General features: G+C 42.5%; 19 protein-coding genes. 15 read left to right on the top strand and 4 right to left on the bottom strand.

What is annotated here, in order from left to right:
• Positions 1-168: 168 nt before the first annotated feature.
• From ACNQO6_RS15330 to ACNQO6_RS15315, 4 genes are all read left to right on the top strand, one after another.
• Positions 169-1143 (top strand): metal-dependent hydrolase, encoded by a 975-nt coding sequence (locus tag ACNQO6_RS15330; RefSeq protein ID WP_440209527.1) that lies wholly within the window; start codon positions 169-171, stop codon positions 1141-1143.
• A gap of 38 nt (positions 1144-1181) precedes the next feature.
• A complete protein-coding gene (locus tag ACNQO6_RS15325; RefSeq protein WP_343580643.1) occupies positions 1182-2006 on the top strand; it encodes an SDR family NAD(P)-dependent oxidoreductase in 825 nt (274 codons plus the stop codon).
• Positions 2007-2098: 92 nt separating this feature from the next.
• Positions 2099-3619, top strand: a complete 1521-nt coding sequence (locus ACNQO6_RS15320; protein WP_440209526.1) for a flavin-containing monooxygenase — start codon at positions 2099-2101, stop codon at positions 3617-3619.
• A 95-nt stretch (positions 3620-3714) separates the two neighbouring features.
• On the top strand, positions 3715-4593 hold the full coding sequence (locus ACNQO6_RS15315) for a class I SAM-dependent methyltransferase (RefSeq protein WP_440209525.1): 879 nt from the start codon (positions 3715-3717) through the stop codon (positions 4591-4593).
• A 71-nt stretch (positions 4594-4664) separates the two neighbouring features.
• Here the strand turns inward: ACNQO6_RS15315 and ACNQO6_RS15310 are convergent, their stop codons facing one another.
• A complete protein-coding gene (locus ACNQO6_RS15310; protein WP_343580639.1) occupies positions 4665-5441 on the bottom strand; it encodes a M48 family metallopeptidase in 777 nt (258 codons plus the stop codon).
• A gap of 204 nt (positions 5442-5645) precedes the next feature.
• Positions 5646-6353 (bottom strand): cAMP-activated global transcriptional regulator CRP, encoded by a 708-nt coding sequence (gene crp, locus ACNQO6_RS15305; RefSeq protein WP_343580638.1) that lies wholly within the window; start codon positions 6351-6353, stop codon positions 5646-5648.
• A 148-nt stretch (positions 6354-6501) separates the two neighbouring features.
• On the opposite strand from crp, the gene ACNQO6_RS15300 reads away from it, so the two are divergent.
• Entirely contained in the window at positions 6502-6924 is a 423-nt protein-coding gene (locus ACNQO6_RS15300) for an OsmC family protein (RefSeq protein ID WP_005231034.1), read from the top strand.
• 71 nt (positions 6925-6995) lie between these two features.
• On the opposite strand, the gene ACNQO6_RS15295 is transcribed toward ACNQO6_RS15300, so the two are convergent.
• Positions 6996-7796, bottom strand: coding sequence for a peptidoglycan DD-metalloendopeptidase family protein (locus ACNQO6_RS15295; protein WP_440209524.1), 801 nt, complete (start codon positions 7794-7796; stop codon positions 6996-6998).
• A gap of 263 nt (positions 7797-8059) precedes the next feature.
• On the opposite strand from ACNQO6_RS15295, the gene clpB reads away from it, so the two are divergent.
• Positions 8060-10639, top strand: coding sequence for an ATP-dependent chaperone ClpB (gene clpB, locus ACNQO6_RS15290; protein ID WP_440209523.1), 2580 nt, complete (start codon positions 8060-8062; stop codon positions 10637-10639).
• Between the two features lie 165 nt (positions 10640-10804).
• Entirely contained in the window at positions 10805-11224 is a 420-nt protein-coding gene (locus tag ACNQO6_RS15285; protein ID WP_440209522.1) for a hypothetical protein, read from the top strand.
• A 13-nt stretch (positions 11225-11237) separates the two neighbouring features.
• On the opposite strand, the gene rlmKL is transcribed toward ACNQO6_RS15285, so the two are convergent.
• Positions 11238-13442: a bifunctional 23S rRNA (guanine(2069)-N(7))-methyltransferase RlmK/23S rRNA (guanine(2445)-N(2))-methyltransferase RlmL gene (rlmKL, locus tag ACNQO6_RS15280; RefSeq protein ID WP_440209521.1), complete on the bottom strand. Its 2205-nt coding sequence runs from the start codon at positions 13440-13442 to the stop codon at positions 11238-11240.
• 286 nt (positions 13443-13728) lie between these two features.
• Between rlmKL and ACNQO6_RS15275 the strand changes: the two genes are divergently transcribed.
• From ACNQO6_RS15275 to ACNQO6_RS15240, 8 genes are all read left to right on the top strand, one after another.
• A complete protein-coding gene (locus ACNQO6_RS15275; protein WP_440209520.1) occupies positions 13729-14097 on the top strand; it encodes a hypothetical protein in 369 nt (122 codons plus the stop codon).
• 141 nt (positions 14098-14238) lie between these two features.
• Positions 14239-15255, top strand: coding sequence for an aspartate carbamoyltransferase catalytic subunit (locus ACNQO6_RS15270; protein WP_343580626.1), 1017 nt, complete (start codon positions 14239-14241; stop codon positions 15253-15255).
• Positions 15256-15267: 12 nt separating this feature from the next.
• Positions 15268-16503, top strand: a complete 1236-nt coding sequence (locus ACNQO6_RS15265; RefSeq protein ID WP_440209519.1) for a dihydroorotase — start codon at positions 15268-15270, stop codon at positions 16501-16503.
• A 196-nt stretch (positions 16504-16699) separates the two neighbouring features.
• Positions 16700-17269, top strand: a complete 570-nt coding sequence (locus ACNQO6_RS15260) for a hypothetical protein (RefSeq protein ID WP_343580624.1) — start codon at positions 16700-16702, stop codon at positions 17267-17269.
• A 311-nt stretch (positions 17270-17580) separates the two neighbouring features.
• On the top strand, positions 17581-18996 hold the full coding sequence (locus ACNQO6_RS15255) for an OmpA family protein (RefSeq protein ID WP_440209518.1): 1416 nt from the start codon (positions 17581-17583) through the stop codon (positions 18994-18996).
• A gap of 184 nt (positions 18997-19180) precedes the next feature.
• Positions 19181-20230 carry a DUF1311 domain-containing protein gene (locus ACNQO6_RS15250; protein WP_440209517.1) on the top strand — a complete coding sequence of 350 codons (1050 nt, stop codon included), beginning with the start codon at positions 19181-19183 and terminating at the stop codon, positions 20228-20230.
• Between the two features lie 81 nt (positions 20231-20311).
• Positions 20312-21085 (top strand): Rossmann-like and DUF2520 domain-containing protein, encoded by a 774-nt coding sequence (locus ACNQO6_RS15245; RefSeq protein WP_440209516.1) that lies wholly within the window; start codon positions 20312-20314, stop codon positions 21083-21085.
• Between the two features lie 87 nt (positions 21086-21172).
• Positions 21173-21263 (top strand): hypothetical protein (locus ACNQO6_RS15240; RefSeq protein ID WP_440209583.1); only part of this gene is annotated, 91 nt, incomplete at its 3' end.

The raw sequence follows: 21263 nt of genomic DNA, 5'->3' as shown, positions 1-21263 counted from the left end.
TGCTGTGTTGGCAAAAAAGCTCAGTGTGTGATGAGCAGTTTGGTTCTTGTTGCCTCCATTGCCGTCATGCACTATGCAAACCAAACCCTCTTATCCAGTCGCTGTATGTCGAGATATACAAATTGGCTAAGCCTTTTAAGTTGTAATGCAGTTTTAGGGGATCGAGATATGGTCGCTCAAGTTCTTCGCCATGTTTTTTCAGATAAACTCAGTACCAAATATCAAGGGATTGTTCAGAATCTGGCGAATAAATCACCGATTCCAATCCGTCATTTTGATTTCAAGTTCAATCCTGCGGAACTGGATGAAAAGTTCTTTTTAAATAAAGAACTCGCCACATCTTACTTTCATGCCTTGTCTATTTTCTTGACCTTTGGTGAAGATGTGGTGATTGAAACCGCACGTCATCACCGTGATTTTATTGAAGATCCGATCCTGAAACAAAGACTCACTTCACTTATTGGGCAAGAGGCGATTCATTCAAAAATCCATAATCAGTTTAATGATGAAGTGCTAAAGGAAAATGGCTATCCGGTTGAATTGTTGCGTGCCATTGCCGGTAAAGTGTTTGACTATGGCATTTATAAACTGCCGCAATCTCTACAGCTTTCATTGATGGCAGGCATTGAGCATTACACGGCAGTGTTGGCTGAGTTCATGATGCAACATGAAGACTATTTGCTAGGGTCACAAGATGAAAGACAACGGGCCATGTGGATGTGGCACATGCTGGAAGAATCTGAGCACAAAGACATTGCTTATGACGTGTTTCTGGCACTTTCAGGCAATTACTGGCTCAGAATCACAGGCTTCTTATTGGCAAGCTTAACCATTCTTGGTGGGGTGTCATTAGGGGGATATCTGATGCCGTTCGTGCGCAAACCGAGCAATTTGTTCAATCCACGTTATATGAAAGATATTGTAGAAAGCACGGCATTGTTATTTGGCAGTGAGCGCGGGGTATTTGGAAGCAGCTTTATGCATATTCTGGAATATTTACGTCCAAGCTTTCATCCGAATGATCATGATACCACTGCCTATATGGCTTATTACAAAGAGCGTTTATTAAACCCTGAAACAGGGTTGTTAAGTCCGTATTTCCTTAAAGAGTTTGTACCTCCTGTACGTGCAGCTTCTGCATAACTGGGTCGCTATAAAGATAAAATTGCTGGAACATAAAGATGAAATTATTTAGGAAAAAGCGCAAGCCAAGCCAACAGGCATTTGCTGTGGTAACGGGTGCCGGAAGCGGGATTGGTCGTAGTTTTGCGCTCGAACTGGCGAAACGAGGGGGGACGGTAGTCTGCTCGGATATTAATTTAGATGCCGCCAAAGAAACGGTCGCGCAGATTGAAGCCTTAGGCGCAAAAGCGTTTGCAGTGAAATGTGATGTTGGTAATGCCAAACAGGTGGAAAAACTGGCACAACAAGCAGAGCAGTTGATGCAACATCCCACCACACTGGTCATCAATAATGCCGGCGTGGGTTTAGGTGGAAAATTTGATGAAACGTCGCTGGAAGACTGGAAGTGGGTTTCTGATATTAACTTGTGGGGCGTGATCCACGGCTGCCATTATTTTGTACCGAAGTTTAAACAGCTTGGACATGGGGCAATTATCAATGTGGCTTCTGCTGCATCGTATACAGCTGCACCAGAAATGACAGCCTATAACGTGACTAAAGCGGGCGTACGTGCCTTATCGGAAACGCTTTCTGCCGAGCTTCGAAAACATAACATCAAAGTCAATGTGCTCTGTCCAACGTTGGTGCCAACCAACATTATCAAGAATGGCAAAGTACCACATAAAGGTATTCTGGATTATGCGTTGACCAATCTGGCATTCACCACCAGTGATAAGGTCGCAAAGCTGACGCTGGACCGTCTGGATAAAAACGAGCTTTATACCATTCCACAGATTGATGCCAAATTATTCTGGCTGATGAAACGTACTGCACCGAATTTATATGCAAAATTTTTAGGTACATCATACCGGTTTATGAAATAACGCCTGTTGGGCAAAAGAACTGAAGAGTGAAATGAAGAGAGAACCTGTGGGTAATCACTTATTTCAGCTACATGATACAAAGGACATTTTAAATGACAGCTCAAGCAAAAAAATTAAACTCAGCTGAAGGAAAGGCACTCCCACAACATATTTATGACACCTTTATTGTGGGTGCGGGTATTTCAGGGATTGCGACGGCCATTCGTCTGGATCAGGTGGGTTATAGCAACTACAAGATTATTGAAAAAGCGACACGTGTCGGTGGAACTTGGCGTGAAAACACCTATCCGGGGTGCGGTTGTGATGTACCATCGGCTTTATATTCCTACTCATTTGCGCCAAGTGCCAAATGGAGTCATTTATTTGCTCGCCAACCTGAAATTCTGAGCTATTTAGAAGAAGTTAGTCAGGACTTTGGCGTCAGTTCAAAAATCGAATTTGGTACAGAACTACTCAATGCTGCTTGGGACAAGGAACGCAATTTATGGGTGATGGACACCAATAAAGGGCAATACCTGTCTAAGACTGTGATTTTTGCAACAGGGCCGATTACTGAAGCACAAATTCCGAAACTTGAAGGTCTGGAAACCTTTAAGGGAGAAATGTTCCATTCAGCTAAATGGAACCATGATTATGATCTCACTGGTAAACGTATTGCAGTGATTGGTACTGGCGCATCAGCGATTCAGTTCGTACCGCAAATCCAACCATTGGCAAAAGAACTGTTTGTTTACCAGCGTACAGCACCGTGGGTGGTGCCAAAACCTGATACTGACTTGGGTGATATCAGCAAAGCACTGATTGAGAAGTTTCCTCTGATCCAAAAAACCTGGCGTCAAACCGTTGCCCAGTCACTCAATGCGATTAACTTTGGTTTACGTAATCCAGCGGTGTTAAAACCGGTAGGTGAATTGGCCAAACTGATTTTACGCTTCCAGATTGAAGATCCTGAACTCCGTAAAAACGTGACGCCGAATTTTACTATTGGCTGTAAGCGTTTATTGTTCGCCAACAACTATTATCCTGCTTTACAGCAACCGAATACCAAACTGATTCCACATGGATTGGTGAAGGTCGAAGGCAATACTGTGGTTTCAGCAAATGGTGAGCGTCATGAAGTGGATGTGATTATTTGGGGCACAGGCTTTGAAGTCTCGCACCCGCCAATTGGCAAACGTGTGACCAACGAAAAAGGCCAGATACTCAATGATCTCTGGAAAAGCAGTTCGCCAGAGGCTTATTTGGGTACCAGCATTGAAAATGTGCCGAATGCATTCTTGGTATTAGGGCCCAACGTACTGGTTTATGATTCATTTATTGGTCTGGCTGAAGCTCAGCTGGATTATATCGTCGATGGTCTACTCAAAATCAGAGATCAAGGCATTGCCAAACTGAACATTAAGCCAGAAGTAATTAAACAGCATAATGAACTGGTACAGAAACATCTTAAAACCACCGTGTTTAATGCTGGTGGATGCAAGAGCTACTATTTGGATGCCAATGGTCGTAACTTTGCTGCGTGGCCTTGGTCGTTGAAAAAGTTGAAGCAACGTTTAAAACATATGGATCTTAATGATTATCAAGTGACCTATCAGACTGAAAAAACCAACTGAGTTTAGGGCAGTCATAACAAGAGCAGCAAATTTTATCTGAGGATGGAATTTGCTGCTTATTTTTTGCAAGATAGAAATAAAGATGGGGGAAAATAATGAAAGAAGGACAATCGAGCCGAACGGCGGAAGCGGCTGCTGCATTGCGCGCCAATCATTTTAACAATGCAGCAGAACCAGTGTTTGCTGATCCTTTTGCATTCGAGCTGACCAGTCAAGGTTGGAAGACATTGCTGACTACGCCATTAACCGTCAAGCTGATGAATTCTTCGGTATTCAACCGTACCTTGGGTTTATTAACCGGACAGGTGGTCGGACGCTCGCGCTATGCAGAGGATCAGCTCTATGTCGCCATTGAGCGGGGGATAGCACGATATGTACTGGTGGGTGCAGGTCTTGATTCATTTACCTTAAGGCAGGCGCAGCAATTCCCTCAGCTCAAGATTTACGAGGTAGATCATCCCGATACTCAAGTCGAGAAACAAAAAAAATTACGCCAATTGGGCGAGCTTCCAGCGAATGTGGAGTTTGTTGCAGTTAATTTTGAAAAAGAATCCATTGCAGAGGCTTTGGCGCGTAGTACCTTTCAGCAAGATCAGGCCGCCTTTTTCTCGTGGCTGGGTACAACCCATTATCTGGAACCAGAAACAACCTTAAAGACTTTGCATCGCATTGCACAGATTGCTGCGCAGGGAAGTGAAGTGGTTCTGGACTATTCGATTGATTATCGGGAGCTCGACGGGATAGAGCGTTTCGGAAGCTTATTTGTCTCCCAATTTACCCGATTTCTAAAAGAACCGTTAAAGGGACAATTTAGACCTAAGTTGCTGCATCAGGCTGTTGAGCACATGGGATATAAGGTCATTGAGGATTTATCAGGGAATGGTTTAAGTGAGCGTTATTTTCATGCTCGACAAGATCATATCCGGCATACCATTGCAACGCATATGCTGCATTTACGCTTAGCTCAGGGATGAGTATTCAGCGGCATGCATAAAAAGCCCTTAAAGACCTGGCGGTATTTAAGGGCCGATGCCGATGCAATGAATTAACGGCGTTTATTATAAACCGCCATTGCTGCAGGTAAGTTTTTACGCATGTCGCTGATACGTTGAGTGTTTGACGGGTGAGTAGACAGGAATGATCCACCACCAGCGCCATCAAGACGGTTCATTTTTTCCCATAAGCTGATGGCTGCATTCGGGTTATAACCTGCTTTTGCCATTAACATTAAACCGCCGTAATCGGCACGACTTTCCAGATTACGTGAATAAGGTAGACCGATACCAACCTGGCTGCCTAGATCGATCGCAGCACTACCTAGATCGCCAATGCTGCTACCTGCATATGATTTACCAATACCAATTGCAAGGTTAGTTAAAGCCTGTGCACCGATTTTGCTTTTTGCATGCTCTTCTAAGGCATGGGTCATTTCATGGCCCATCACTGCTGCAATTTCATCATTGGTCAGGTTGAGTTTGTTGACAATACCGGTATAGAACACCACTTTACCACCAGGCGCGACATAAGCGTTGACCGTGTCAGATTTTAAGACCGCAAGCTGCCAGTCAAAACGTTGACCGGTCTGGTTCATTTGATCCGCATAAGGCTTTAAGCGGTTAAATACGGTATTGATACGCTGATAAGTACTTGAACTGCTATCCAGCTGGTTTTTAGCACGTGCTTCCTGCGTCATTTTTGAGAAACTTTGTGCTGATTGCGCATTTAATGTCGCGCTGTCCGCACCCGCCATATCTGCGAACGAAGCGCAGCCAGAAATGGTCATCACAGTTACAGCACATAGGCTTAAAGCTAATTTCTTCATACTTATTCTCTCCAAATCAGTATCTTATGAATATAGTCATGATCACGGTGGATTATAAAAAATGTTTACAGCAGTTAACATTCTGAATAGCTCTATAATCATTGTAATTATGTAATCGGCATTGCTTAAAATTTATATTTAAGCAAATAAAAGCCAGTGGCATTGCACTGGCTTTAAAATAGATTAATTTAATTGAGCATTAAATTAATCTTCGTCATCATACTCATCTTCAGAGAAAGTATTTTCTTCTAAAGAAGCATCAAAGATTAAGATGGCCTTACCATCAGTTTGAATCATCCCCTGATCTTCAAGTGTCTTGAGGACACGTCCAACCATTTCACGAGAACAACCGACAATACGGCCAATCTCTTGACGGGTAATACGAATCTGACGTCCATTCGGTAAAATCATTGCCTCTGGTTGAGCAGATAAGTCAATTAAACAACGCGCAATACGACCAGACACATCAATAAATGCCAGATCGGTTACTTTACGTGTGGTATTTTTAAGACGGCGAACCAGTTGAGCAAATACAGCATAGCTTAAATCTGGATATTGCTTGCTTAACTCGTGGAAATTGTCGTAAGTGATTTCTGCGATTTCGCAGACATCTCGTGTACGTACTTCTGCGGTACGTTGAGGGTTCTTTTCAAAAAGCCCCATTTCACCAAAGAAGTCGCCCGGGTTTAGATAGGCAACTACGATTTCTCGTTCGTCATCTTCACGTAAGATAATTGACACTGAACCTTTTAATATTAAATACAGTGATTTTGATTCCGTTCCAGCGTCAACAATCGTGGTGCGTTTAGGATATCTATTAATATGAGCACGTTTTAGCAGCGCTTTAACTGATTCAGGGAGTTGACCTGGTGATAAAGCATCAGTGCTAAGTTGTGAAAAATTTGAAGTCATGCTTAAAATTTCCGAATTTGGATAAAACCGATCGCACAGACCCTTGGAAGAGCCTTTTCTACACAGAAGAGATGAAATTCCTTATCAACTCATTTTATGTTAGTGTACAAGAACAGAGTAAATTTATAACGTTTTTCGGGTAGTTGCAATGCAAACAAGTGTACATTGGTTAGAGAATGTTGCTTTTGAAGCAAAATCAGAAAGTGGCCACAGTGTGGTGATGGATGGTTCTGCCGAATATGGCGGTGAAAACCGTGGTCCACGTCCTATGGAATTGATTTTAATGGGACTTGGTGGGTGTGCTTCGTTTGATATTGTGACCATTTTAAAGAAATCTCGTCAAGATGTGACCGATGTCGTATGTCAGCTTAAAGCGGAAAGAGCGGATAGCATTCCAGCGGTGTTTACCAAAATTCATTTGCACTTCATCGTCACTGGTAAAGCGGTAAAATCTAAACAGGTAGAAAAAGCAGTCGAATTGTCTGCCGAGAAATATTGTTCAGCCAGTAAAATGCTGTCTGATGGTGGCGTAGAAATTACCCACGACTTCGAAATTATTGAAGCGGCTTAAGGCTTAAACTATTAAGTTTTGCTAAAAAATGATCGGTTTTTGCACCGATCATTTTTTATTGGGGATTCTGTTTATTTTAAAAATAACTGTGGATCTACCCGAGCATTATTCAGGCTCATTCCCCAATGTAAATGTGGACCTGTGACGCGTCCTGTCTTACCGACCAGTCCGAGCAGTTCACCTTGCTGGAGGTGTTGACCTTTCTCTACATTAATTTTGCTGAGATGGCAGAACATACTGATCAGCCCCTGACCATGATCAATCAGTACCGTATTGCCATTAAAAAAATAGTTGCCTGTCCCGACAACCACACCCTCTGCAGGCGCAACGACTTTTTGTCCCACTGGCGCGGGAATATCGAGGCCAGAATGCGGGGCGCGTTCTTCACCATTGAAAAAGCGTTTTCTGCCAAAAGAGTTGCTAAATTTACCGGCGGTAGGGCGGATGAAGTTAGGAAAGCTGTGCCAGCTGCTTGGCGTAAATGAATTATAAATATCATTTTGCTCTTTTGCTTCACGTGCATAGCGATCAAGCTGGTCCTGATTCGGATTGACATAGTCCTGATTCTTGACGTTTAAACGCTGCTCAGCATAACGGTATGGCGTTACTTCGATCTGAATCGGCGTGGTATTGGTAGTTAAGCTCAAACTGCCTAATGGCGCAGAAAGTGGAATACCAAACACGGCATATCGCTGTGTGCCTTCCTGAGTAATGAGTACCGGCTTTTGCTCATAAAAGACCTGAGTGGTATTTGTGTTTAAGGGAATGACAGCAATCCCACCAGCACGACGAGAATCTTGTGGAAGTTGGGCAAATACCGAATGAAGAGGCAGCAGGCAAGCTGCACCCAATAAAATTTTTTTTAAGTACATGAGCGTCATTTTGAATCAACTAAAGGGTTAAGCTAAATTGTTCGGTGAAAAATCACAATCATAATTGTGTTTAGTACGGAACAGACAGAAAAATTATACAAAATATACTTGAAATAGATTGTTTATATACCCATATTATTACTGAGTTTTATTCATTTTATATATTATAAAATATTGAAAAATATATAATTTTTTATTTGAAATTTAAAAAAGTGTTCCCATCTAAGTGATAAGTTAGAAATTTGTTGTGAGGAATAACAAGAATGCGTTTTGAAAAATTTACAAACCGCTTACAGCAAGCACTCTCAGATGCACAATCATTGGCAATGGGTAAAGACCATACCTCGATAGCAGGTATTCATATTCTTGCTACTTTATTGGAAGAACCTGCCAATTTGAGTTTGTTGCAACAAGCTGGCGCGCGTTTACCAGAGTTAAAGCAGAAGCTGGAACAAGCCGTGCAAAATGCGCCAACCTTGGCAAATCCTACCGGTGATATCAACCTCAATCCTGAAGCGGTAAAGGCGCTGAATTTAGCTGACCGTTATGCACAGAAAGCAGGCGATGAGTTTTTATCAACCGACTGGGTATTACTTGGGCTGGCAGAAACCGGTGAAACCAAAACCATTTTAAATAGTGTAGGGGTTACACCTGAAAGTTTACGTAAAGTAATTGAAAATATTCGAGGAAATGACAAAGTCATGAGCAATAATCATGAAGATCAACGTGACTCACTGAATAAATATACCATTGATTTAACTGAACGTGCCTTAGCGGGTAAGCTGGATCCCGTAATTGGTCGTGATGACGAGATTCGCCGTACCATTCAGGTGTTATCACGCCGTACCAAAAACAACCCGGTGTTGATTGGTGAACCAGGGGTCGGTAAAACAGCGATTGTAGAAGGTCTGGCGCAACGTATTGTCAATGGTGAAGTTCCAGAAAGCTTAAAGAACAAGCGTGTGCTTTCACTTGACTTGGGTTCATTACTCGCGGGTGCAAAATATCGTGGTGAATTTGAGGAGCGTTTAAAAGCAGTCCTCAAAGACCTTACCAAGCACGAAGGTGAGATTATCCTGTTTATTGACGAGCTGCATACACTTGTTGGCGCAGGTAAAGGTGATGGCGCGATGGATGCAGGTAATATGTTAAAACCTGCTTTGGCACGTGGTGAATTGCGTTGTGTGGGTGCGACCACTCTAGATGAATACCGTCAATATATCGAGAAAGATGCTGCGCTTGAGCGTCGTTTCCAGAAAGTGTTGGTCGATGAACCGAGTGTAGAAGATACCATTGCGATCCTACGTGGTCTTAAAGAAAAATATGCAACCCATCACGGCGTGCAAATTCTTGACTCAGCCATTATTGCTGCAGCGAAGATGTCGCATCGGTATATCACGGATCGTCAATTGCCCGATAAGGCGATTGACCTGATTGATGAGGCTGCGTCGCGCATCAAAATGGAAATTGACTCTAAACCAGAAGCGCTGGACAAACTTGATCGCCGCTTAATCCAGTTGAAAATGCAATTGGAAGCGGTGAAAAAAGATGAAGACGCGGGTAGTAAAGCCGAAGTGAATCATCTTGAGCAGCAGATCGCTGAAAAGCAAAAAGAGTATAACGATCTAGAAGAGATCTGGAAAGCTGAAAAAACACTGGTTGAAGGTGATAAAAAGGCACAGGTTGAACTTGATCAGGCACGTAGCGCTTTGGAAAAAGCCAAACGTGAAGGTGATCTGGCTGAAGCTGCACGCTTGCAATATGGTGTCATTCCAGAGTTGCAAAAACGTCTGGAACAAGCTGAAGTTGCTGAGGAAAATGAAGAGCCGAAGCTGATTCGTACCAAAGTCACTGAGAACGAAATTGCTGAAGTCGTGAGTGCAGCAACAGGAATTCCTGTGGCGAAAATGCTACAGGGCGAACGTGAAAAACTTCTCAATATGGAAGAGTTTTTGCATAACCGTGTGGTTGGGCAGGATGAAGCTGTGGTTGCGGTTTCCAATGCAGTACGTCGTTCACGTGCTGGCTTATCCGATCCGAATCGTCCAAGTGGCTCATTCCTGTTCCTTGGTCCGACAGGGGTAGGTAAAACCGAGTTAACCAAAGCATTGGCTAACTTCCTGTTTGACAGCGACGATGCCATGATTCGTATTGATATGTCCGAATTCATGGAAAAACATTCTGTCAGCCGTCTAGTGGGTGCACCTCCAGGCTATGTCGGTTATGAAGAAGGTGGTGTCTTAACTGAAGCCGTTCGTCGTAAGCCGTATAGCGTGGTGTTATTCGATGAAGTGGAAAAAGCACATCCAGATGTCTTCAATATCTTATTACAAGTATTGGATGATGGCCGCCTAACCGATTCTCAAGGTCGTGTGGTTGACTTTAAGAACACTGTTATTGTGATGACCTCTAACCTGGGTTCGCAAGATGTACGTGAACTTGGAGAAGGTGCAACCGATGATGAAGTACGGGCAGTGGTGATGAGTGCGGTCACGCAGCATTTCCGTCCAGAGTTTATCAATCGTATTGATGAGCTGGTCATCTTCCATTCGCTGCAAAAAGCACAGATTCGTGGTATTGCAGATATTCAGTTAGATCGTTTACGTACTCGTTTGAGTGAACGTGATATGGGCTTAACGGTGGATGATACTGCTTTTGATTTATTGATTGATGCTGGTTTCGATCCTGTCTATGGTGCGCGTCCATTAAAACGGGCAATTCAGCAACAGGTGGAAAACAGTCTGGCTCAGAAAATCCTGTCTGGTGAGTTCCAGCCTGGCGATAATATACTGATCAAAGGAGAGAGTGGTCATCTGGTGTTTGACAAGTTAAAACTGAGCTAAACCTAGCTTAGAAGATGGCCCAAAGATGGTGATGAAAATCACCATCTTTTTTTGTATTGGTGCATCTGGTCAGATTTTTACAGGAATATTACCAATGACATTGCCACTGCTATAAAAACTTGATAGTTTCAAAACAAATAAGAACAAGATTCAGGATGAATTAAAATGCAAAAAAATAGACATCATTACACAGGCTCGTGTGTGATTTTGTTGTTCAGCGCTTTATCTTCTATCGGACATGCTGCACAGCCATTGCCTGAGGGAACCTTGTCTTTGCAAACAGGAGCATTGAATAATGCCTTGCCAAGTATCATTATCAAAGCTCAACAAGATGCATTAAAGCCTGCTGAGGAACGCTGGCGTTCACAGCGTGTGTTGAGTGACCGGAATTTACGTGAAATTCGTGTCAGTATGCTTGCTGAAGGAGGTTTTTCGGCTTACGAAGAGCAGAAAAAAACCACGGTGTTGGATGTTCGCGAAAAAAGAAAAGCGACCATAAAGCCCCATGCAGAGGCTCCTGATCGCTTTATGATTTATGAGTTTGACTCACCGAATATCAAAAAAAGTAAAATTACTTTTCGATGAGTATTTGCAACTTTTAAATACTTGGGTGTTGAATTTTCCAGGCACGATGGATTTTCTGATTACGTTTGAAGTCCAGGCCAATGGTTTCAGAAGTGATTTCTTCGACCTGATACATGGCCTCAATCTCTTCATCTAGCTCAAAACCACGATAGTTATTTGAGAAGTAAAGCGTACCGTCACTGGTTAGGCGGTTCATCGCACGTTTAAGCAATGAAACATGATCACGCTGTACGTCAAAGGTACCATAGAATTTCTTCGAGTTAGAGAAGGTTGGCGGATCAATGAAGATCAGATCATATTGCTCATGACCTTCTTTAAGCCACTCAAAGCAGTCGCTGGCGAAGAACATATGTTGTTCATCGGCATGATCTACGGTTAAACCATTTAGAACAAAGTTCTCCTTCGACCAGCTTAAATAAGTATTAGATAAATCGACACTGGTGGTACTGGCTGCGCCACCTAGAGCAGCATGTAAGCTGGCCGTAGAAGTGTAGCTATACAGATTCAGGAAATGCTTGCCGCGTGCTTCTTTAGCAATGCGTAAACGCATCTGGCGGTGATCCAGGAATAAACCCGTGTCCAGATAATCGGTTAAATTTACCAGAATACGCGCATTGCCTTCCTGAACGATAAAGCGTTTAGAGGCAGTGCTCTGTTTGGTGTATTGATTTGTTCCAGCTTGACGGGCGCGGGTTTTAATAAAGATGGCATCACGATTGAGCCCTGTGACCGCTCGGATTGCTGCCAGACCAAGGTTAAAACGTTTTTTCGCTTTTTCTGGATCGATTTTCTTTGGTGGTGCATATTCTTGCACATGCAATTTGTCACCATATAAATCAACCGCCAGATTAAAGTCTGGCAAATCTGCATCATACAAACGTAAGCAATAGATATTTTCCTTAACCGCCCACTTTTTCAAAGCTTGCATATTTTTTTGCAAACGGTTGGTAAAGTCTTCGGCACCCTCGATCGGTTCAAATTGTTGAGGTTGCCAATTGGCCAGGAAGGGCTGGGTTACAGTCGCAGGTTTGACTGTACCAAAACGGGTATAGATCGGTAATTTACCGTTCATCAAACGCAAGGTTTGTGGGTCGTTAAATGCCAGCACGTCTGCCTGCTCAATTTGAGCGGCGATGATGGCTGCACGCTGATTTGGGAAATTCTTTTGCAGTAAGGCAGATAAACCGAGATATAAAGAACGATTCGATGCTTTGTCGCCTAAACGTTCACCATACGGAGGGTTGGTGACGATGAAGGCTTTTTTACCTTCCGCATGGAAATCATCCCAGTCGGCCAAAGTACGTTCTTCAATCTGGATCTGATCCAGTAATTTTTCAAAACCGGCAGCGATGATGTTCTGGCGTGTCGCTTTAACTGCTTCCCAGTCGGCATCATAGGCATAGAATTGGGGTAAGGGTTGTTGTAAGGCTTTTTCATGACGCTCGGCGGCTTCGGCTTTGAGGGTCATCCATAATTCATGGTCATGTCCATGCCAGCCATTAAAACCAAAACGGCGAACCAGACCAGGTGCGCGGTCCGTCAGAATCAAGAGTGATTCAATAATAAAGGTACCTGAACCACACATTGGATCAAGGATAATATCGGGTTGATATTGGGCCAGTTGTGCTTTCTGTAAAATCGCCGCAGCCAGATTTTCTTTAATTGGGGCATCGGTCATAAAACGGCGATAGCCACGTTTATGTAAAGAATCACCAGATAAGTCCAGACAATAGGTATGTTCGGTTTTACCCGCCAATACATAGAGTGTGATTTCTGGTTGCTTGATATCAATACTAGGACGCTTGCCCACAGCTTCCATAAAGGAGTCGACCACACCATCTTTAACACGGAGTGTCGCAAACTGGGTATTGACCTTAATTTCACGTTCAACATGCAAACGAATGGCAAAAGTACTTTGTGGTGCAAAAATCAAAGACCAGTCAAAGCTGATCGCACCTTCATAGAGCTCTTCAGCAACATCACGTGCGTCATGGGTATGTTCGAGTTCATGGGTATGAATCGGTAACAGTACGCGAGAGGCAAGACGCGACCACATACAAATGCGATATGCATTTTCGAGTGTGCCTTTAAAAACCAAACGTCCAGCGAAGCGTTGAATGTTCTGAATCCCTAAATCTTCGAGTTCTTGTTGTAATAAGGTTTCAAGTCCATCCGCACAGGTCACCCAATAGTTTGTCAGACGTTGTGTAGAATTCATGCACATTTCCAAAAAAGCAGTTCAGCAATCGGCTATTTTAACTGATTTTTGTTTGTTCTGTCGGTGCATATTTGTGTGATTGTTAGCTTTATCAGCAATTCCTCCTACTTTTTTGACGAAATGTTGTCGGCCTCAACTTTTTTAATGTCAGTTGATGTCGTGCTGAGAATTGTTTTGTTGAAAAGTTGGTACATGTTTTGCTTTCTAAATCAGTACTACATCAGTGAGCAATGTTACTTAAAGCTGATGAAAATTAAGAATTTTAATTTTAGGCTGTGGGGATGTTATGAAAGAAAGCATGAACAATGAAGTACTGGTCAATGCCGAAGCTTTTACAATTGCAACTCAAATGTATGTCCGCTTAAGACGTGTTTGTGGACGTGTCATTGATGTGATGTATCTGGTCAATAATCAGGATTATGCCAAACATATACTGGACATTGCTCTTGACACGCAAGATCCGGAGTTGCAGCGCTTTGTGGCACGCCTGAGTCCATTGATTGCGTTATATCCTGAAGCTTGTTCTTCACCTGTACTGGAGAATAAATTGAATGTTGAAAAAGATGTGGTTTCAGATGCCTACTCAATGGAAGTGACCGAGGAAGAAATTTATCAGGCTCAGGTGCATCATCACTATATTGGTGCATTACGCTAAGTTATAAGTCATTTAAAGTAGAGAAATTAAAAAGGATGTAAGGGGAAGTACATCCTTTTTTACTTAAGTGCTGAAAACTTCAACGACGCAGCAAAACTAAAGTCTGTATAATGCCTTAACTTAACGTGTTAGGAATCTCTTATGCACTTGGCGGCATTGCATACTTTGAGTCAGATCCAGCTCAACCAACAAGGAAATCTAAAACACTTTTTAACCATTGAGGGTCTTTCTAAAGAAACCTTGACCAAGATTTTAGATACAGCGCAAAGCTTTTTAGATGAAAATAATAATTTGATCAACCGTCCGTTACTTGAAGGACTGACGGTCATGAATCTGTTCTTTGAAAACTCCACCCGTACCCGTACGACTTTTGAAGCTGCAGCAAAACGTCTGTCTGCCAATGTCTTGAATATCGATATCGCGCGTTCAAGTACATCAAAAGGTGAAACGCTACGCGATACCTTGTGGAATCTGGAAGCCATGGCGGCGGATATTTTCGTGGTACGTCACTCCTCATCAGGTGCAGCACATTTTATTGCCAAAGATGTCTGTCCAAAGGTCGCGATTATTAATGCAGGAGATGGTCGTCACGCACATCCAACTCAGGCCATGCTGGATATGTTGACCATTCGCCGTGAGACCAAGAAACCCTTTGAAGAGCTGACAGTTGCCATTATTGGTGACATCAAACATTCACGTGTGGCACGTTCGAATGTCGCTGCATTGCAAACATTGGGTTGTAAAGATATCCGTGTAATTGCACCAAATACGTTGTTGCCCGTCGGCTTTAATGAATATGGTGAGCATGTTCGCCTGTTTAATAAAATGGATGAAGGTGTGAAAGATTGTGATGTGATTATTGCCTTACGTATTCAAAATGAACGGATTGACTCACCAGCCTTATCATCACAGGCTGAATTCTACAAAATGTACGGCTTAAACAAAGAGCGTCTGGCACTGGCGAAACCAGATTGTATCGTAATGCATCCTGGACCAATGAACCGTGGCGTGGAAATTGACTCGAGCGTGGCAGATGGGGATCAGTCCGTAATTTTAAGACAGGTCACCAACGGTATTGCAGTTCGTATGGCAGTATTGGCACTTGCGATGCAAGGGCAATTACAAGAACAAGGTTTAATTGAAGCGATTGCACTGTAAGGGATGGATCACATGAGTATTGTAAAAATTGAAAATGTCCGTGTGCTCGATCCGATTCAACAGACTGATCAGGTACAAACGGTTTATATTGAAAATGGTAAGCGCATTGATGCCGTTGACCAGGTTGATGAAACACTCAATGGTCAAGGCAAATGGTTGATGCCGACCATGGTGGATTTGTGTGCACGTTTACGTGAGCCAGGCCAGCAACAGCATGGTACCTTGAAATCGGAAGGTAAGGCTGCACGTGCCAATGGTATTTTGCATGTCATCACACCGCCAGACTCAAAGCCGATTGTGCAGGACAATGGTGCCCTAATTCATGGCCTCATCGAAAAAGCGCAACTGGATGGTGGTATCTACTTGCATATCATTGGTGCACAAACTCAAGGTTTAAATGGTAAGCAACCTGCCAATATGGCCAGTTTAAAGAAGGGTGGCTGTACTGCGGTTTCTAATGCCAATGCTGCATTTGACAATGATGATGTGGTGATCCGTACGCTTGAATATGCTGCTGGCTTGGGTTTAACCGTGGTGTTCTATGCCGAAGAACCACAAATTGCCAAAGACGGTTGTGCGCACGAAGGTTTTATTGCTTCTCGTCAAGGTTTACCGATGATTCCTGCGATTGCAGAAACCGTTGCGATTGCCAAATATCTTCTGATGATTGAAGCAACTGGGGTGAGAGCACACTTTGGTTTGTTGTCTTGCGGTGCATCGGTCGATTTAATCCGTGCAGCAAAGGCCAAAGGCTTACCGGTAACGGCAGACGTGGCTATGCATCAATTGCATCTTACCGAGCACTTAACGGATGGCTTTAACTCACTTGCACATGTGCGCCCGCCATTGCGTTCGGAACAGGATAAGACATTATTGCGACAAGGTGTCAAAGAGGGGGTAATCGATGCGATCTGTACCCATCATGAACCTTTGAGCAGTTCGGCGAAAATGGCTCCGTTTGCAGAAACCCAACCGGGAATTACGGCATTCGATACCTACGTCGCTCTAGGCGTGCAACTGATTCAGGAAGGATTGTTCGAACCGTTGGAATGGGTTGCAAAAGTGACTTCGATCCCGGCACAGGTTGCCAATATGACGGACCGCTGGAAGCAGGAAGCAGGCTGGGTGCTGATTGATCCGGAACTGCAATGGACGGTGTCTAAAGAGACCATCCTTTCACAAGGCAAAAATACGCCTCTTATCGGTCAGCAATTGACGGGTAAAGTCATAACGACTTTCGCTGAATAAGCTGCGTGTTCATGAAGCGGAATAAGAGATAGGTCTTATTCCGCTTTGTAAAGTGTGATGTAGATATTGTATTTAAATTTTACAGAATAGATAAAAACAAGAAAAATAGATTAAAGTAGCTATATAAATGAGATATGCCTTACATAAAATTATAAAAAAGAGAAATAAGCCATTCTAATAATTGGAGCTTAATACGATGTCTATTCATCCTATGGAATTACTTAAACAGAAAGTTTCATCTGTGATTGTGAATGATCAAACCAGCTTGATGAATGAAAAAAATGATGTTTTATCAAGATTTTACCCTATTTTGCTTTATCGTTTTTTAGAAAAACCTGAACTGGTCGATAAATTAAGAGAAAAACTTACGCCTTCTATTTCTGATTTGCTGGAAGAAAATGAACGGGTTAAGAATGCAGTATTGTTAAGACTGGCAGCCGGAAAAGTTTCCGTGGCTGAAGTGGAAATTACCTTAAATCGGGCAATTCCTAAAAGTCTGGCGGTTCTATCAAATGAAGTGGGTAACGATGCGATAGGTATTATTTACTATTTAAGAGATCATAAGGCGTCTATTTATTCTTTATTGCCCTGTTGGACAAGCGAAGTCTTGGCACAATTAAATGAAACAGCCATTAAAGAGCCGTTGCTAGAGCTTATTCCTGCCATTCCGGTCGTCCCGCCAGCGAAAAAACAGAACAAAATTTTTCCGCTTTTTACTGTGCTATTCGGCTTTTCACTGGTTTTTTTATATCATTTAAGTAAATAAGGCATGTGAATTTAAAAGGGTGTTTTTTGCTGGATTGTTTTGTAAGATATTGATATTAATTGTGAAAAATGGTTTGAATGAGAGGGTTGGTGTTCATTTCTGAATTGAGTAATAGTGGACCAGTAGTTAAAAAAGATGCCTATTCCTTATTTTTCTTTGTAAATTGTGATGTAAGTATTGTATTTAAATTATATAAAAGTGAATAAAAAAAATACAAAAGATTAGAATGAAAAAGCAGCAGTTCACTTGAGCTTCGCTTTTTTCTTGAGTGTTCTGAATATTATAAATTTAATGTGTTGGAGTGAATAACAATGTCAATAAACCCAATGGAACTGTTAAAGCAAAAAGTGACATCGGTGATCGTGAATGATCAAGATGGTCTAGTGAATGAAAAAAGTGCTCTTTTATCCAGGTTCTATCCCATTTTACTTTCTATTTTCGCAGCAAAACCCGAACTCATCCAGAAGTTAAAGGATTCAATTTCGCCCTCACTCTCAGATTTATTAGGTCATAATGAACAAATTAAAAATGCGCTTCTGACCAATTTAAGTAATGGGCAACTTTCCAGTGCCGAAACAGAGCAGACCTTAACTCAAGCGATTCCCAAAAGTCTGGCTGCTTTAACCAGCGAAGCGGGAAATGATACGCAAAGTATCGTGAATTATCTAAAACAGCATATCGATTCGATCCGTTCACTGTTACCCGCATGGGCAGTTGCTCTATTGGCACCGCTCGGACTAGTGTCGGGTGCATCTGCTTCTACTTCCAATTTCGTGAATACATCAGCTGCCGCTGCGCCTAAATCACGTGCCTGGTTGCCGATTGTAGCCATTATCATTCTCGGTTTGCTGGTGGCCTGGTTGTGGAAGTCATGCCAGCATAAACAAACCACTGCTCCGGTAAATGATGAGGCGAATTCAGCTTCACAAGTGGCGACAGATGCGGCGCCAGCAACATTATCCTTAACCACAGATGCTTCAGGTAACTTGGCGCAATGTCAGGTTGGCGTTGGCGATCAAGGGCTCTTGGCGACCATACAGGCCAAAGTGAAAGAGCTATTCTCTGCAAGCCAACAATGTACAGTGGATACCGCAACCAAGCATGCTGGAAGCTTTATGGATCAGGCAGGCCTTGCCGGTGTTTTAGGTCTGCTTAAAGGTGTACCGAATGTTTCTCTGGACTGGATTGGTGACAAGATTACCCTGAAAGGTGGGGATGCGAATCAACTGAATGATCTACTTGGAAAAATTAAAGGATTGGTGCCGAATACTGAAGTCGTGGTTGAAGCACCCATGACGGCGGCAGACTCTGTGAGCCATAGTTTAAATGCCGCACAGGATGCACTGGCGAATATCGATGCCAATCAGGTTGATATAAATGCAGTGATCAAGGCTTTAAATCTACAGATTATTAATTTTGCAACCGGATCAAACCAGATACCAGACGAAAACAAGGCTATTCTGGATAAGGCGGCAGCCTTAATGAAAAATAGCAAAGATGCGAAATTAACGGTTGCGGGCTATACCGATTCAACCGGTAATGCCAATAGCAATAAAACCCTATCGCAAAAACGTGCTCAGGCCGTGGTGGATTATTTAGTCAGTCAGGGGGTTGCTGCTGATCAGCTCACAGCGGTGGGGCATGGCGCAGATAATCCGGTGGCAGATAATACCACTGAAGAAGGACGTTTTAAAAACCGCCGTATTGAGTTTTCAATTACGCCATAAATTCAGGGTTAAAACATTATATGAAGGAGCTATTGAGAAAATAGCTCCTTTAATTTTATCTAATAAATGCCCCGAAACCCTGTTCTCGAAATTAATTTAAATAAAATATAAGAAAAGACTCGAATAGGTGGAATTAAATTGAGTAGAATACGCCCGAAAAAAACAAGATAACAGGGTAATTAATATGAATAAGTTTTTTATATTCACCACCTTAACTGCAGCAGTTTTATTGACAGGATGCGATAAATTCAAACCTAAAGATAAAGTTGAAAATGTTGAAGCCGCAGTGTCCGAATGGAGCTGTACCAATCAGGATAACCTGAATAATATTCAGGCTGCATTAAAAAAGGCATATTTAAAGCAGATCGAACGCAGTTTGCGTGAAAGTGAATATCAGGCAGATTATGATGTGCTGGATAAAATTAACAAGGGTCTGAAATTTGAAATCAAAAATGTGCGTACTTTAGATAATACCGACAGTGAGCAAGCGTCAAAAACATTATTAGATTGTGATAGTCAGCTGGTGATTTCATTCCCTAAAGGCTTACAGAAACGTGCTGAAAATGCTTATCTGGAAGAGCAGAAATATCAGAGAGATGGCGAGGATGAAGGGCAGTCAACCTATACTTTGGGTGATTATTTCTCAGATAGCGGCTATCCATTAAAGCTTGAAGATGACCAGTTGCGTGGTGACTTCACCTATAACCTGACCAAGACGGATAAAGACGGTGTGGTATTGAATATTCCGGATCAAAATGCCGTGATTGATGGGGTTGTGTTTATGGCAACCAAAGCAGTCCATTACATGGCCTACCTCAAAGAAAATCGCCTGATTGAACAGAATAGCGAAAAGGCGCAGCAGGAGTATGATGCAAATTCATCTGCTCAGATGGAACTGGCGCAAAAAGCAATGGATATCCGTAAAAAAGAGCTGGATGCGGAAAAGAGCAAGCAGGTTGAGCGTTTGAACCAGACCTGGGACAAGTTCAGTGCTGAGCAGAAGGCACAATTGCAGCAGGACCAGTCTGACTGGTTTGAGAAACGCGATGTAGATTGTAAAGTACTCTCACAGAAAAGTGTCTACGATACGCCTGAGAAAGATCGGGAAACCTATCAGAAGCAAGCGGGTTACTGGAACGACGCGATGCATAAGCAAGATCAGGACATGCAATATACCAAATGCTTTATTCAGCGCACGATTGAACGAGTTGTTTACTTAAATAATGTCAATTAAGTGAACAAGCAGAAAAGGACGAATTGATTCGTCCTTTTTTTATTGGCATGCTTAAGCAAATCACGTGCTTAGATAAAGTTTATGAAAATTACATTGATCGGTGCAGGGCGTGTTGCCACACATTTAGCTAAAGTCTTACAGTTACAGCACCAGATTGTTCAAATCTTTAGTCGAGACTTACAGCGTGCCCAGACCCTTGCCAATCTTGCCAGTGCCCAGGCGATTGATGACGTGAGGCAGCTTGATCCGCAAACAGACTTGGTGATTATTGCGGTTAGTGATCAGGCAATTTCCAGTGTAATTGAGTGGATTGCACCTTATTTACCAGACAACCTGATTGTGCATACCTCGGGCAGCACCAGTTTATCGGTTCTGCAAAGCCGTCATCATCGGGCAGGTGTCTTTTATCCCTTGCAAACCTTTAGTTTTGACAGGGAAGTAAACTGGGCAGATACGCCGGTGTTTGTTGAAGCTGTTGAGCCACAGGATTTAACCTTTTTGTCGGAATTAGCAAACAGTTTAAGCCATCGTGTCTATCAATATAGCTCTACGCAACGTCAAACTTTACACTTGGCAGCAGTATTTGCTTGCAATTTCAGTAATTATTGCTATGACATGGCAAAGCAGATTGTCGATGCCGAGCAGGTGGATTTTAGCTTACTCTATCCACTGATTTTAGAAACCGCAAACAAAGCCACAGCCAATGATCCCAAGGATATGCAGACTGGTCCCGCAATGCGAGGAGACCAAAATATATTAAATATGCATCAGCAGTTATTGGGAGATTCTAATCGTTCTGACTTGCAGGATATCTATGCTTTAATGAGTGAAGCGATATTAAAACGGCATCAATAGCGAATTTTAACAATAAGTATACAAAATAGACAAATCAGTCTGTTTTGTATAATATTAATAAAATTTTATTTTATATTTTATAAAAAGATGTTGGCTAATATATTTCAAGCTTTAGAGAGTCTCGGCCTTACAGCACAAAAACGTGCCATTCATATTCAGTTTTCGAATCAAAATTTAA

The organism is Acinetobacter calcoaceticus, from assembly GCF_051947995.1.
Lineage (GTDB): Bacteria > Pseudomonadota > Gammaproteobacteria > Pseudomonadales > Moraxellaceae > Acinetobacter.
This window is presented reverse-complemented; position numbering and strand designations above follow the sequence as displayed.